Here is a 13,267-nt window from a genome sequence, read left to right on the forward strand (position 1 = left end):
AGGCAACCATGTTCAACGCAGTGATCGATGCACCGTTCGGCAAGGTCGGCATCCGCCTCGAAGGCGAGGCCGTGCGCGAGATCGTCTATCTGCCGGAGTCGGTGCAGAGCGTGGCGCCGGACACGCTTCTTGCAAAGCAGGCAGTCGAGCAGATCGAGCGTTATTTCGAGCGGGCGTCCGCGAAGTTCGAATTGCCGCTGGCAGCGGTTGGCACCCCGTTTCAGCGGCGCGTGTGGCAAGCGATCAGCGACATCCCGCCGGGCGTCGTGCTGACCTATGGGCAACTGGCACGGCAGCTAGGCAGTGTTCCGCGCGCGGTCGGCCAGGCGTGCGGTTCCAACTACTTTCCGATCGTGATTCCGTGTCATCGGGTGGTCAGTGCGAGCGGCATCGGCGGATTCGCGCATCACGCCGGAGATGGCTTCTTTCGCAACGTCAAGCGCTGGCTTCTGGCGCATGAAGGCATTCCCTACGCATGAGCGACACCGTGACTGAAGACGCGCCCATTGCGTCACCTCTGTTTGTATCGAGCTCGGCTTCGATCGACGCCTTCTGCGACGCGTTATGGCTCGAGCACGGCTTGTCGCGCAACACGCTCGATGCGTACCGGCGCGATCTGCGCCTGTTCTGCGAATGGCTCGCGCAAACCCGCAACACCTCGCTCGACACAGCCAGTGAGGCCGATCTCAACGCCTACAGCGCGGCCCGTCAGAAAGACAAATCCACCTCGGCGAACCGGCGGCTTTCGGTGTTTCGCCGCTATTACGGCTGGGCCGTGCGCGAGCATCGCGCAAAGGCCGATCCGACGGTGCGTATCCGTTCGGCCAAGCAACCCCCGCGTTTTCCGTCGACGCTCACCGAAGCGCAAGTCGAAGCGCTGCTCGGTGCGCCGGATATCGATACGCCCTTGGGCCTGCGCGATCGCACCATGCTGGAGTTGATGTATGCGAGCGGTTTGCGTGTCACCGAACTCGTCACGCTGAAGACCGTGGAAGTGGGCCTGAACGAAGGCGTAGTGCGCGTGATGGGCAAGGGCTCGAAAGAGCGCCTGATTCCGTTCGGCGAAGAGGCGCACGGCTGGATCGAACGCTATCTGCGCGAAGCGCGTCCTGCTTTGCTGGGGGCGCGCGCGACGGATGCGCTGTTCGTCACGAGCCGCGCGGAGGGCATGACCCGCCAGCAGTTCTGGAACATCATCAAGCGTCACGCGGTAGCGGCCGACGTGCACGCGCCGCTCTCGCCGCACACGCTGCGGCACGCGTTCGCGACGCACCTGCTGAACCATGGCGCCGATCTGCGCGTCGTGCAATTGCTGCTCGGTCATACGGATATCTCGACCACGCAAATCTATACGCACGTGGCCCGCGAACGGTTGAAGTCGCTGCATGCGCAGCATCATCCGCGGGGGTGAGGCGCGTTAGACGAATTCGCGAAGCCGGTGCTTGAGAAGCTTGCCCGTCGACGCGGCCGGCAGCGCGGCGAGCACCTTCACTTCAACAGGGCGCTTGTATGGCGCGAGACGCTCGCCGCACCACGCGATCAGCTCGGCCGGCGTCACCTTTGCGCCCGCGATCAATTCAACGAAAGCGACCACTTCCTCGTTACCCTCCACGGCGCGCCCGATTACCGCCGATTGCACCACCTGTGGGTGCGCGTTCAACACATGCTCGACTTCTGCCGGATACACGTTGAAGCCGGAGCGGATGATCAACTCCTTGCTGCGCCCGACGATATGCAACGCACCGTCCGCGTCCTGCCGCGCGAGATCGCCGGTCTTGAGCCAGCCGTCTTCGGTAACGACGGCGCGGGTCTGCTCCGGGCTGCGGTAGTAACCCAGCATCACATTCGGGCCACGTACCCACAGTTCGCCGATTTCGCCCGGCGCTGCATCGACGCCGTCGAGTCCGACGAATCGCACGTCGACACCAGGAATGACTTCGCCGACCGAGCAATCGCTGCGCGGCGCATCGAGCATGGTGTGGGAGACGGTCGGACTGCTCTCGGTCATACCATAGCCGTTGTGCAGCGGAAGGCCGTAGACGCTTTCGACGTGCGCCTTGAGCGCGGCGTCGAGCGGCGAGCCGCCCGAATAGGCAAAGCGCAGACGCGGCGCGGACCACGCGTGGCCGTGCGTCTGCAAATGTTCGAGCAGTTTGGCGTGCATGGCCGGGACGCCCTGGAAGATCGACACCCGCTCTTCGGCGAGCGCGCGCCGCACCGCTTCCGGTGCGAAACGCGGTGCGAGACGCAGGGTCGCGCCGGCGTGCAGGCTGCCGAGACAGACCGAGGCAAAGCCGTATACGTGCGAGATCGGCAGAACGGCGTACACGACATCGTCCGGACCGACATTGCGCAAACGGCTCGAGACGGCTGCGATGAAGAGCAGATTGCGGTGGGACAGCATCACGCCTTTCGGCGCGCCCGTGGTTCCCGTGGTGTAGATCAGCGCGGCGCATTGACGGTCATTCGCGGCTTCGACCGGTTCTGCCTTTGCGTCGGTGTCGATCGTGTACGACCAGGCACCGATATCCAGCGTGATGGCAGGCGCCGAGGTGGCTTGAAGCCGCTGCGCATGCTGTTGGGCATCCACGGAGCTTTCGACCGCATACGCGACCACGCGAGGCTGCGCGTGCGCACGGATCGCGTCGAGTTCGACGGCTGACAGGCGGGCATTCGACACCAGCGCCCACGCGTCGAGTTTCGCGGTCGCGAACAGCAGCACGATCTGCACGACGCTGTTCTCGGCCACGATCATCACGCGATCGCCGCCACGCACGCCCCATTCGCGCAGTCGCGCGGCGGTGGTATCGACGGCTTCCAGAAGTTGCGCGTTGGTGAGGCGGCGCGCATCCTCGATCAAGGCGACGTGTTGCGGATCGCGTGCGGCCGCGAGCGCCGGAATGTCGGCAATACGCGCGGGCAGGGCGGCCAGCAGCGCGGGAATGTCGATCGTGGAGCGGGTGGATGAATCGAGGCTCAATGCTGTCTCCTTTGTCGACCAGAGTAACGCGCTGAAACGCGAACTCTGGTCCCATGCAACTGGTCGCTAAACGTATTAAGTGCCCGGCATACAGTGTGCCGGAAGATTTGCGAACGATCGTGCCACAAACGCCGGACCCGCACAATTGGCCATTCGGCAAATAGCCGTCGTGCAAACTCGCCATTACAATGCGCCGATGAGCAAATCCAGACACGTCTCCGAAACGCCCGCGACGCAGTTTCTGCGCCGTCATGGCGTCACTTTCGGCGAACATCCTTACGATTACGTCGAGCACGGCGGCACCGAGGAATCGGCGCGCCAGCTCGGCGTGGACGAACATCATGTCGTGAAGACTTTGGTGATGGAAGACGAGCACGCCAAGCCGCTGATCGTACTGATGCACGGCGACCGCACCGTCAGCACCAAGAATCTGGCGCGGCAGATCGGCGCGAAACGCATCGAGCCGTGCAAGCCCGAGGTGGCGAACCGGCATTCGGGCTATCTGATCGGCGGCACATCGCCGTTCGGTACGAAGAAGCAGATGCCGGTGTATGTCGAGTCGAGCATTCTAGAGATGGACAAGATCTGGCTGAACGGCGGGCGGCGCGGTTTTCTGGTCAGCATCGAGCCCACGGTTTTGACCGGCTTGCTGGCAGCGAAGCCGGTTCAGTGCGCGAGCGTCGATTGACGTTTGTCTCAATGTTTTCCGGACGGGTGGGTTCGGTAGAATGTGCGCCGCCTTGTTCCCTGTTGCGGTTGGGGTGTCGAGATTCAGACCGCCGATCCTTATAAGAGTCCCAGATGCAAAACCTGATCGTTGCTGTCGTTGCCTACCTGATCGGCTCGGTGTCGTTTGCCGTGATCGTGAGCGCCGCCATGGGGCTGGACGACCCGCGTTCATACGGCTCGGGCAACCCGGGCGCCACCAACGTGCTGCGCAGCGGTAGTAAGAAGGCCGCGATTCTCACCTTGATCGGCGACGCCTTTAAAGGATGGCTGCCGGTGTGGTTCGTGGTGCACTTCGGCGCGCGTTACGGCCTCGACGATACGTCGGTCGCGATTGCGTCCATTGCAGTGTTTCTCGGCCACCTGTATCCGATCTTCTTCCGCTTCAAGGGCGGCAAGGGCGTGGCGACCGCGGCGGGCGTGCTGCTCGCGATCAACCCGATCCTTGGCGTGGCCACCTTGCTGACGTGGCTGATCGTGGCGTTCTTCACGCGCTATTCTTCGCTGGCGGCACTGGCCGCGGCGGTGTTCGCACCGATCTTCGACGGCTTTCTGTTCGGGCCGCATATCATCGCGCTGGCGATTGTCGTGATGAGTTCGCTGCTGGTCTGGCGCCACCGCGGCAACATCGCCAAATTGATGCGCGGCCAGGAAAGCCGCATCGGCGCCAAGAAGAAACCCGACGCAACGGCCTAGCGCGGCGGGTGGTAACGAATCCTGAGCGCGGGCGGCGTGTGCCCGGTAGGGCGCTAGCCGGCGTGCCTGAGCGTGGTACTGAAGTGTGGTGCCTGAGTGCGTTCACGGAGTGCGCGCTGAAGGCGCACTGCCTGTGTGCTGGTCGTTCAGCCTGCGCCGGATTACGGGCCTTGACATAGCCCGTTGCCGGGCGTCAACACGCACCCGGTACCAAGCGTGACGCGCGTTCAGTCGCGGAAGTTATTGAAGTCGAGCGGAGTGTCAGTCACGTCCTTGCGCAGCATCGCGATCACGCTTTGCAGATCGTCGCGCTTGCCACCGGTGATACGTACCGCGTCGCCCTGAATGCTCGCCTGGACCTTGATCTTGCTGTCCTTCACGAGACGCACGATTTTCTTCGACAGATCGCCGGACACACCTTTCTTGATCTTGATGATCTGCTTGACCTTGTCGCCGCCGATCTTCTCGATCTTGCCGTAGTCGAGAAAGCGCACGTCCACATTGCGCTTGGCCATTTTCGACAGCAGGACGTCTTTCACCTGGCCGAGCTTGAAGTCGTCGTCGGCGTAGGCGGTGATTTCGCTTTCCTTGTGCTCGACGCGCGCGTCCGACCCTTTGAAGTCGAAGCGGGTTGAAATTTCCTTGTTGGACTGCTCGATCGCGTTCTTGACTTCGATCATGTCTGCTTCGCAGACGACGTCAAACGATGGCATTGTTTTCTCCCAATAGTGCTGCGGTGCGTGGCGCGGCCGGTCGGCTGCTCACGGGGCACTCGCTATAATCACGGACCGGACGTCATTTTACCGACGCCACTCCCTTTTGCCTAAGGCCGCCGCGCATTGTCGCGCGGCCGGGGCCAGATGTCGTTTAGCTGGCCGTTCCATTCTTCTCATTCCGATGTCCCAATCCGACTCCGCCGCGTTCATTGCCGGCTATCCGCTGAAGGCGCATAACACCTTCGGTTTCGATGTTCGCGCGCAGTTTGCGTGCCGGATCGAACACGAAGCGCAACTGATGGCTGCCGTGCGCGATCCGCGTGTTGCCGGCTTGCCGCGGCTGGTGCTGGGCGGCGGCAGCAATGTCGTGCTGACTGGCGACTTCGCCGGATTGGTGTTGCTGGTGGCGCTGCAAGGCCGCCGCGTCGTGCGCGAGGACAATGATGCATGGTACGTCGAGGCGGCAGCCGGCGAGTCATGGCACGACTTTGTCGCGTGGACTTTGGCGCAAGGGCTGCCTGGGCTGGAGAACCTCGCGCTGATTCCGGGCACGGTGGGGGCGGCGCCGATTCAGAACATCGGCGCGTATGGGCTGGAGATGTGCGAGCGATTTGCGTCGCTGCGGGCGGTTGAGCTGGAAACGGGCGCCGTAGTCGAGCTTGATGCCGAGGCGTGCCGATTCGGTTACCGCGACAGTTTTTTCAAGCGGGAAGGGCGCGACCGGTTTGTCATCACGTCGGTCACTTTCCGTTTGCCGAAGGTTTGGCAGCCGCGCGCCGGCTATGCGGATATCGCGCGTGAACTGGCTGCTGGTGGTCATGCCGATGCCGCCGCGCCGAGTGCGCAGGCGATTTTCGACGCGGTAGTCGCCGTGCGGCGCGCCAAACTGCCTGATCCTCTTCAGCTCGGTAATGCCGGGAGTTTCTTCAAGAATCCGGTTGTGGAGGTCACGCAGTTCGAGGCGTTGAAAGTCAAGGAGCCCGAGGTCGTGTCTTACCTTCAACCGGACGGCCGGGTAAAGCTCGCGGCGGGCTGGTTGATCGATCGATGTGGCTGGAAAGGCCGCGCGATGGGCGCAGCGGCCGTGCATGAACGGCAGGCGCTGGTGCTGGTCAATCGCGGTGGGGCGAGCGGCGCCGAGGTGTTGGCGCTTGCAAAGGCGGTTCAGCGCGATGTGCTGGCGCGATTTGGGGTTGAGCTGGAAGCGGAGCCGGTTTGTTTGTGATTGCGCGAGTGGCATGCAGCAATGAAAAAGGCGCCGGGAGTTTCCTCCCGGCGCCTTTTTAGCATCTGCGCTCCCGCTTCGGCTGCGCTTCTCGGCGCTTAACTTCGCTAGCGCGAAGTTAGCCTTCACCGAAACGCACGTCCTTAGCTGCGCTGACGACGCGCGTTCTCTGCAATCCGCATACGCAGCGCGTTCAGCTTGATGAACCCGCCAGCGTCGGCCTGGTTGTACGCACCGCCATCATCGTCGAACGTAGCGATCGTCTTGTCGAACAGCGTTTCCTTCGAATCGCGCGCGACAACCGAGACACTGCCCTTGTACAGCTTCACACGCACCCAGCCGTTGACCTTCTCTTGCGTATGGTCGATCAGCACCTGAATTGCGCGACGCTCCGGGCTCCACCAGTAGCCGTTATAAATCAGCGATGCGTAACGTGCCATCAGGTCGTCTTTCAGGTGGGCCACTTCGCGGTCGAGCGTGATCGACTCGATGCCGCGGTGCGCCTTCAGCATGATCGTGCCGCCCGGCGTTTCATAGCAGCCACGCGATTTCATGCCGACGTAACGGTTTTCGACCAGGTCCAGACGGCCGATGCCGTGCTTGCCGCCCAAGCGGTTCAGCTCGGTCAGCATTTCAGCCGGCGACAGACGCTTGCCGTTGATCGCGACCGGGTCGCCGTGCTCGTACTCGATGTCGAGATATTCAGCCTGGTCGGGCGCCTGTTCCGGCGACACCGTCCAACGCCACATATCGGCTTCGGCCTCGGCCTTCGGATCTTCCAGGTGACGGCCTTCGAACGAGATGTGCAGCAGGTTCGCGTCCATCGAATACGGCGCGCCACCTTGCTTGTGCTTCATTTCGATCGGAATGCCGGCCTTTTCAGCGTACGCGAGCAGCTTTTCGCGCGACAGCAGGTCCCATTCGCGCCACGGTGCGATCACCTTGATGCCCGGTTCCAGGGCGTAGTAACCGAGTTCGAAGCGAACCTGGTCGTTGCCCTTGCCGGTTGCGCCGTGCGAGACCGCTTGCGCGCCGGTGGCGCGGGCGATTTCGATCTGACGCTTGGCGATCAGCGGACGCGCGATCGACGTGCCCAGCAGGTATTCGCCTTCATAGATCGTGTTGGCGCGGAACATCGGGAACACGTAGTCGCGCACGAATTCTTCGCGCAGGTCTTCGATGAAGATGTTGTCCTGCTTGATGCCGAGTTGCAGGGCTTTCTTGCGCGCCGGTTCCAGCTCTTCGCCCTGGCCGATGTCGGCCGTAAACGTGACGACTTCGGCGTCGTAATTGTCCTGCAACCACTTCAGGATGACGGAGGTGTCGAGGCCGCCCGAATAGGCGAGCACGACTTTCTTGATATCGCTCATGGTGAACTCGTAGCTGGAGAAAGCTGGAAAACAAGGCGCGCCGGCGGTTCCGGAGCGCGGAAAACCACTATTTTGACACTAAACTGCCGCTTGCCCGCGTTTTTGGAGTGCTGCGGTGGGTGAGCCGGTTCCGTTTGCTTTCGCGGACGCCGGCTCGATGCGTGGCGTTAAACGTGGATGCCTTGCCTCGTATTCAAGGCCCCGTCACGCTTCACGCAGGTGCTGCGTAGCCGACTCGCTTAGTGATTCAGCTTGCCGAGCAGCAGGTATTCCATCAACGCCTTTTGCACGTGCAGACGATTTTCCGCTTCGTCCCACACGACGCTTTGCGGGCCGTCGATCACTTCCGCGCTGACTTCCTCGCCGCGGTGGGCAGGCAGGCAGTGCATGAACAATGCGTCAGAATTGGCGCGCGCCATCATTTCGGCGTCTACGCACCAGTCCGCAAAGGCTTTCTTGCGGGCTTCGTTTTCTGCCTCGAAGCCCATGCTGGTCCATACGTCTGTGGTGACCAGATCGGCGCCCGTGCAGGCCTCGTTCGGGTCGTCGAATTCCTGATAGAACGGGGCGCTTTCAGCCGCGACCATGGCGTGGTCGAGCTTGTAGCCCGGCGGCGTGGACAGGCGCAGCTTGAAACCGAGAATCTGGGCGGCTTCGATCCACGTGTACAGCATGTTGTTCGCATCGCCGACCCACGCGACCGTCTTGTCGCGAATCGGACCGCGATGTTCGAAATACGTGAAGATGTCCGCCAGCACCTGGCACGGGTGATATTCGTTGGTCAGCCCATTGATCACCGGCACGCGCGAATTCTCGGCAAAGCGCGTGAGAATGTCCTGGCCGAACGTGCGGATCATGATGATGTCGACCATGCGCGAGATCACTTGCGCGGCGTCTTCGATCGGTTCGCCGCGCCCGAGCTGAGTATCGCGCGTGCTCATGAAGACGGCGTGACCGCCCAACTGGAAGATGCCGGCTTCGAACGACAGGCGCGTGCGCGTCGAGTTTTTCTCGAAGATCATCGCCAGCGTGCGGTCGTGCAGCGGGTGGTAGGTCTCGTAGTTCTTGAATTTGCGTTTCAGAATGCGCGCGCGTTCCAGCACGTACTCGTAGTCTTCCAGCGAGAAATCCTTGAACTGCAGGTAGTGGCGAATTTTCTTGGCGGTCATGAAACAAATACGGCGGTCTCACCCGGCAGGATTGCCGGACGGCGCCGCCGTCGTTTGTGGTAACTCAATGCAGCATAAAGGATTTCGCCCCGTTTGACGAGTCGGCCAAAAGGCCAGGCAAGCTGTCTGAAAGCCTTTCGCAACCGTCAAACGAGGCTTGTGTGCGGTGCGGAAAAAGGTCCGCTGCGCTATAATCTACCGGTTATCCCTAAGCCCAGCAGGCCGGTATTAAGCTTGCGGGACACGGCTCGCGCACTCCGGAAAGTTTCCTCGCGGTGCGCCGTCAAGATGAGCGCCGAGGCGGCTTATCTGGCCCTTCGTGGTTTCTGGCGGCGCAGCTCGCCATTCAGGCGTGGCCAACGTGTTCAGGCATCTCAAAGCCGCTTTGCAGTCAGCTTTGCCGTCATCTCGCTGGGCAGTCACACAGGTATTCCTACATGGCCGAAGCAGCTCCAACCGAATATTTCATTCAGGGCATCACGTCGACCGGAAAAAAGTTTCGGCCGAGTGACTGGTCGGAGCGGCTCGCAGGTGTCATGGCGTGCTTTGGTCCCAGCCCGCGCGGCAAGGGGCCGAATGCTTACCTGCAATACTCGCTGTACGTCCGGCCTACCATGATCGGCGACCTCAAATGCGTGATTCTCGATTCGCGCTTGCGCGACATCGAGCCGATGGCCTTCGATTTCGTCCTGAACTTCGCGAAAGACAATGACCTTCTCGTGACCGAGGCGTGCGAGTTGGAACTTGAGCACGCTACGCCGCAAGAGAAGAGGCATGTGATCTAGCGCGAGCTTGCCGGGCCGGATCGGCAAAAGAAAAACCCGCCAGTAGCGGGTTTTTTTGCGCCTGGAGCAATGGCTTCAAGGCGGGTGGCTCCAATGCGGTGGCTTCGATGTGTAGCCAACTGACTTGCGAACAGGCGTAAGTCAGTCCCCGTTTCCGTCGGTACCAAGCAAAAAAGCCCGCCGAAGCGAGCCTTTCTGTAGCAGCGGAAACAGGAGGTAGCCCACCGAAGCGGGCTGACCGAATTTACTGCGCTGCGGGTGCTTGCAGACCCTTGAGGGCTGCAGCCAGGCGGCTCTTGTTGCGAGCTGCCTTGTTCTTGTGAACGATTTTCTTGTCGGCGATGATGTCGATGGTCTTCGACGATGCCTGGAAGATCTCGACGGCCTTAGCCTTGTCGCCTGCTTCGATTGCCTTGCGGACAGCCTTGATAGCCGTGCGGAACTTCGAGCGCAGTGCCGAGTTGTGCGAGTTTGCCTTGGCGGCCTGGCGGGCGCGCTTGCGTGCTTGTGCGGAGTTAGCCATGACGGTTCCTTATCCTGTTCCTGTTTCCAGTACCTGACCTTCAAATGGTGAGGTGCTGCTTTTAGATCGAACTCTTGGAAGCGATTGCCCAAGAGCGCAAAAGTGTCGAAATAATTCGAAAAATCGATCGGACTACGCGAAGGCGGGCCCGTGTTCCGGTGTATTTCGAGGCTGGTCGGCGCCTCAATACGGCTTGCGCGCTGCTGGAGCGACGCCTGCCTACTGCGTGCCCGAACCTCATCGAAAACCCGTCCGAAAATTGAGCGAGCTTCGAAACCGGCGATTATAGCAACAAAATCAGGCACGTGGCAACGAGGAATCGCCAATTCCGAGATCCTGGGTCGGCGCGTATCGCCGGGGATTCTGTTAGTTTTGGCGAGTTTCGGCGGTTCACGAACGTCTCGACGCCGTCGCAACGGGCAAGCGGGCGGCGAGGGTGTGGCTCGAGGAGCCCGCGGCAAGCAACAAAAAACAACCCGATCCGCTCATTCGACCGAACGTCTGCGGCGCAAATCGGTCCGATTCGCGTTCCGGCTCGTCGTCCGCACCTGCGGCACCCGTATAATAAGCGCCCCATGAATCTATTCCGAGCCCTGCTGACGGTCAGCGGCTTCACGCTGCTGTCGCGCGTGACCGGACTGGCCCGCGAAACGCTGATCGCCCGCGCGTTCGGCGCCAGTCAATATACTGACGCGTTTTACGTCGCCTTCCGTATTCCGAACCTGCTGCGCCGCATTTCCGCCGAGGGTGCGTTCTCGCAAGCCTTCGTGCCGATTCTGGCCGAATTCAAGAACCAGCAAGGACACGACGCCACCAAGGCGCTCGTCGACGCGACCTCGACGGTACTTGCCTGGGCGCTCGCGATTCTCTCGCTGATCGGCGTGGTGGGGGCGTCGGGCGTGGTGTTCATCGTCGCGTCAGGGCTCGCGCATGAAGGGCAGGCGTACGCGCTCGCGGTCACGATGACGCGCATCATGTTCCCGTACATCATTTTCATCTCGCTGACGTCGCTGGCGTCGGGCGTGCTGAATACGTACAAGAACTTTTCGCTGCCCGCATTCGCGCCGGTCCTGCTGAACGTCGCCTTCATCGTCGCGGCGGTGTTTGTCGCGCCGCGCCTGCAAACGCCGGTCTACGCGCTCGCGTGGGCGGTGATCGCCGGCGGCGTGCTGCAATTCATCGTGCAACTGCCGGGTCTGAAGAAGATCGACATGCTGCCGCGCATCGGCCTGAATCCGCTGAAGGCGCTCGCGCACCGCGGTGTGAAGCGGGTGCTGTCGAAGATGGTGCCGGCGATGTTCGCCGTGTCGGTCGCGCAGATCAGCCTGATCATCAACACCAATATTGCGTCGCGCATCGGCCCGGGCGCCGTCTCCTGGATCAATTACGCCGACCGGCTGATGGAGTTTCCGACCGCGCTGCTCGGTGTCGCGCTCGGCACGATCCTGCTGCCGAGCCTCTCGAAGGCGCACGTGGACGCCGATCCGCATGAGTATTCGTCGCTGCTCGACTGGGGGCTGCGCGTTACCTTCCTGCTGGCCGCGCCAAGCGCCGTCGCGCTGTTCTTCTTCGCTCAGCCGCTCACCGCAACGCTGTTTCACTACGGCAAGTTCGACGGCAACTCGGTGGTCATGGTTGGCCGTGCACTGTCGGCCTACGGCATCGGCCTGATCGGCCTGATTCTCATCAAGATCCTCGCGCCCGGTTTTTACGCGAAACAGGACATCAAGACGCCGGTGAAGATCGGCATCGGCGTGCTGATCGTCACGCAGATGAGCAACTATCTGTTCGTGCCGATCTTCGCGCATGCGGGCCTCACGTTGAGCGTCGGGCTCGGCGCGTGCGTGAACGCGTTGTTCCTGTTCCTCGGCCTGCGCAAGCGCGGCATCTACATGCCGTCGAACGGCTGGTTGAAGTTCTTCGTGCAGTTGTTCGGCGCCTGTCTGGTGCTGGCCGGCACGATGCACTGGCTCGCGATCAGCTTCGACTGGATTGGCATGCATAACCGGCCGGTAGACCGCATCGTGTTGCTGGGGGCGTGCCTGGTACTGTTCGCCGCGCTATATTTCGGTATGCTTTGGCTGATGGGCTTCAAGTACGCGTATTTCAAAAGGCGAGTGAAGTGATCACGATGACGCGAGTTCTCGACTATTTCAGTACGCTGGTTGCCGAAGATGACAGCCTGCCGCTGACCGAGGCGGCGCTCTCGCTCGCGCAGGACGCTTATCCCGATCTCGATTTGCAAGGCACGCTGGCTGAGATCGACGAGCTGGTTTTGCGTTTGCAGCGCCGCATGCCGGACGATGCCGACATCAGGCAGAAGGTCGGCATTCTCAACCGTTTTTTCTTTCGCGAGCTGGGTTTCGCCAGCAACCTCAACGATTATTACGATCCCGACAACAGCCATCTGAATGTGGTGCTCAAGCGGCGCCGCGGCATTCCGATTTCGCTGGCGGTGCTGTATCTGGAGATGGCCGAGCAGATCGGCATTCCGGCGCGCGGCGTGTCGTTTCCGGGTCACTTCCTGTTGCGCGTCACGACGCCGGACGGCGACGTGATGCTCGATCCGACCAGCGGACATTCGCTGTCCGAATCGCAGATGGTGGACATGCTGGAGCCGTATGTGGCGTCGGCGGGTGAGTCGGTGAGCAGAGCGCTGCGCATCTTGCTGCAACCGGCCACGCGCCGCGAGATTATCGCTCGCATGCTGCGCAATCTGAAGTCCACGTATCTTCAGACGGAACGCTGGCAGCGTCTGCTGGCGGTGCAGCAGCGTCTGGTGATCCTGCTGCCGGACAGTATCGAGGAGGTGCGCGATCGCGGTTTCGCTTACGCGCGGCTCGATTATCTGCGCCCAGCGCTCGAAGACCTCGAACGCTATCTCGGCGACCGGCCGGATGCGGAGGACGCGACGGTGGTGGAGTCGCAGTTGCACGAACTGCGTCAACGCACCCAGTACGACGACCGCGACTAAGAGGCGCTTTCCGGCCGACCGGTCAAAACAAAACAAAACGCCTGCACGTGACTCACGTGCAGGCGTTTTTCATAGGCGCAGCCGCATAAAGCTGCGCGCCGGG

The 13,267-nt window shown here is 61.7% G+C and carries 13 protein-coding genes; 8 read left to right on the forward strand and 5 right to left on the reverse strand.

Going from position 1 to position 13,267, the window contains the following annotated elements; translation table 11 throughout:
* The first annotated feature begins 8 nt into the window (after positions 1-8).
* The gene (locus M0D67_RS04270) at positions 9-479 is read left to right on the forward strand and encodes a methylated-DNA--[protein]-cysteine S-methyltransferase (protein WP_054034321.1); all 471 of its coding nucleotides are present in this window, start codon (positions 9-11) and stop codon (positions 477-479) included.
* Complete coding sequence (gene xerD, locus M0D67_RS04275) at positions 476-1,411, forward strand: site-specific tyrosine recombinase XerD (RefSeq protein ID WP_154558615.1); 936 nt, start codon at positions 476-478, stop codon at positions 1,409-1,411. The genes M0D67_RS04270 and xerD overlap by 4 nt, the downstream gene beginning before the upstream one ends.
* A 6-nt stretch (positions 1,412-1,417) precedes the next feature.
* On the opposite strand, the gene M0D67_RS04280 is transcribed toward xerD, so the two are convergent.
* The gene (locus M0D67_RS04280; RefSeq protein WP_266237449.1) at positions 1,418-2,980 is read right to left on the reverse strand and encodes a class I adenylate-forming enzyme family protein; all 1,563 of its coding nucleotides are present in this window, start codon (positions 2,978-2,980) and stop codon (positions 1,418-1,420) included.
* A gap of 196 nt (positions 2,981-3,176) precedes the next feature.
* On the opposite strand from M0D67_RS04280, the gene ybaK reads away from it, so the two are divergent.
* Positions 3,177-3,668, forward strand: a complete 492-nt coding sequence (gene ybaK / locus M0D67_RS04285; RefSeq protein ID WP_266237451.1) for a Cys-tRNA(Pro) deacylase — start codon at positions 3,177-3,179, stop codon at positions 3,666-3,668.
* A gap of 113 nt (positions 3,669-3,781) precedes the next feature.
* On the forward strand, positions 3,782-4,402 hold the full coding sequence (plsY, locus tag M0D67_RS04290) for a glycerol-3-phosphate 1-O-acyltransferase PlsY (RefSeq protein ID WP_266237453.1): 621 nt from the start codon (positions 3,782-3,784) through the stop codon (positions 4,400-4,402).
* Positions 4,403-4,629: 227 nt separating this feature from the next.
* On the opposite strand, the gene M0D67_RS04295 is transcribed toward plsY, so the two are convergent.
* Positions 4,630-5,115, reverse strand: a complete 486-nt coding sequence (locus tag M0D67_RS04295) for a YajQ family cyclic di-GMP-binding protein (RefSeq protein WP_054034313.1) — start codon at positions 5,113-5,115, stop codon at positions 4,630-4,632.
* Between the two features lie 184 nt (positions 5,116-5,299).
* On the opposite strand from M0D67_RS04295, the gene murB reads away from it, so the two are divergent.
* Positions 5,300-6,343, forward strand: a complete 1,044-nt coding sequence (murB, locus tag M0D67_RS04300) for a UDP-N-acetylmuramate dehydrogenase (RefSeq protein WP_154558611.1) — start codon at positions 5,300-5,302, stop codon at positions 6,341-6,343.
* Between the two features lie 143 nt (positions 6,344-6,486).
* On the opposite strand, the gene M0D67_RS04305 is transcribed toward murB, so the two are convergent.
* Entirely contained in the window at positions 6,487-7,713 is a 1,227-nt protein-coding gene (locus M0D67_RS04305; RefSeq protein WP_154558610.1) for an argininosuccinate synthase, read from the reverse strand.
* A gap of 239 nt (positions 7,714-7,952) precedes the next feature.
* Positions 7,953-8,882, reverse strand: coding sequence for an ornithine carbamoyltransferase (gene argF / locus M0D67_RS04310; protein ID WP_054034310.1), 930 nt, complete (start codon positions 8,880-8,882; stop codon positions 7,953-7,955).
* A 437-nt stretch (positions 8,883-9,319) separates the two neighbouring features.
* Here argF and M0D67_RS04315 point away from each other — a divergent pair, with 437 nt between their 5' ends.
* Positions 9,320-9,667 (forward strand): DUF3579 domain-containing protein, encoded by a 348-nt coding sequence (locus M0D67_RS04315; RefSeq protein WP_154558609.1) that lies wholly within the window; start codon positions 9,320-9,322, stop codon positions 9,665-9,667.
* 244 nt (positions 9,668-9,911) lie between these two features.
* Here the strand turns inward: M0D67_RS04315 and rpsT are convergent, their stop codons facing one another.
* Positions 9,912-10,190, reverse strand: coding sequence for a 30S ribosomal protein S20 (gene rpsT, locus M0D67_RS04320; protein WP_054034306.1), 279 nt, complete (start codon positions 10,188-10,190; stop codon positions 9,912-9,914).
* A gap of 575 nt (positions 10,191-10,765) precedes the next feature.
* Here rpsT and murJ point away from each other — a divergent pair.
* Positions 10,766-12,316 carry a murein biosynthesis integral membrane protein MurJ gene (gene murJ, locus M0D67_RS04325; protein WP_154558608.1) on the forward strand — a complete coding sequence of 517 codons (1,551 nt, stop codon included), beginning with the start codon at positions 10,766-10,768 and terminating at the stop codon, positions 12,314-12,316.
* A gap of 5 nt (positions 12,317-12,321) precedes the next feature.
* Entirely contained in the window at positions 12,322-13,164 is an 843-nt protein-coding gene (locus M0D67_RS04330; RefSeq protein ID WP_154558607.1) for a SirB1 family protein, read from the forward strand.
* The last annotated feature ends 103 nt before the right edge of the window (positions 13,165-13,267 follow it).

The organism is Paraburkholderia sp. SECH4, from assembly GCF_030511745.1.
Classification (GTDB): Bacteria; Pseudomonadota; Gammaproteobacteria; order Burkholderiales; family Burkholderiaceae; genus Paraburkholderia; species Paraburkholderia madseniana.

What these genes read in the sequence shown, in the direction of transcription:
- murJ (WP_154558608.1), top strand. Translation starts at nt 10,766, where the DNA reads ATGAATCTATTCCGAGCCCTGCTGACGGTCAGCGGCTTCACGCTGCTG.
- M0D67_RS04330 (WP_154558607.1), top strand. Translation starts at nt 12,322, where the DNA reads ATGACGCGAGTTCTCGACTATTTCAGTACGCTGGTTGCCGAAGATGAC.
- M0D67_RS04315 (WP_154558609.1), top strand. Translation starts at nt 9,320, where the DNA reads ATGGCCGAAGCAGCTCCAACCGAATATTTCATTCAGGGCATCACGTCG.
- xerD (WP_154558615.1), top strand. Translation starts at nt 476, where the DNA reads ATGAGCGACACCGTGACTGAAGACGCGCCCATTGCGTCACCTCTGTTT.
- murB (WP_154558611.1), top strand. Translation starts at nt 5,300, where the DNA reads ATGTCCCAATCCGACTCCGCCGCGTTCATTGCCGGCTATCCGCTGAAG.
- M0D67_RS04295 (WP_054034313.1), bottom strand. Translation starts at nt 5,115, where the DNA reads ATGCCATCGTTTGACGTCGTCTGCGAAGCAGACATGATCGAAGTCAAG.
- M0D67_RS04305 (WP_154558610.1), bottom strand. Translation starts at nt 7,713, where the DNA reads ATGAGCGATATCAAGAAAGTCGTGCTCGCCTATTCGGGCGGCCTCGAC.
- plsY (WP_266237453.1), top strand. Translation starts at nt 3,782, where the DNA reads ATGCAAAACCTGATCGTTGCTGTCGTTGCCTACCTGATCGGCTCGGTG.
- M0D67_RS04270 (WP_054034321.1), top strand. Translation starts at nt 9, where the DNA reads ATGTTCAACGCAGTGATCGATGCACCGTTCGGCAAGGTCGGCATCCGC.
- ybaK (WP_266237451.1), top strand. Translation starts at nt 3,177, where the DNA reads ATGAGCAAATCCAGACACGTCTCCGAAACGCCCGCGACGCAGTTTCTG.
- rpsT (WP_054034306.1), bottom strand. Translation starts at nt 10,190, where the DNA reads ATGGCTAACTCCGCACAAGCACGCAAGCGCGCCCGCCAGGCCGCCAAG.
- argF (WP_054034310.1), bottom strand. Translation starts at nt 8,882, where the DNA reads ATGACCGCCAAGAAAATTCGCCACTACCTGCAGTTCAAGGATTTCTCG.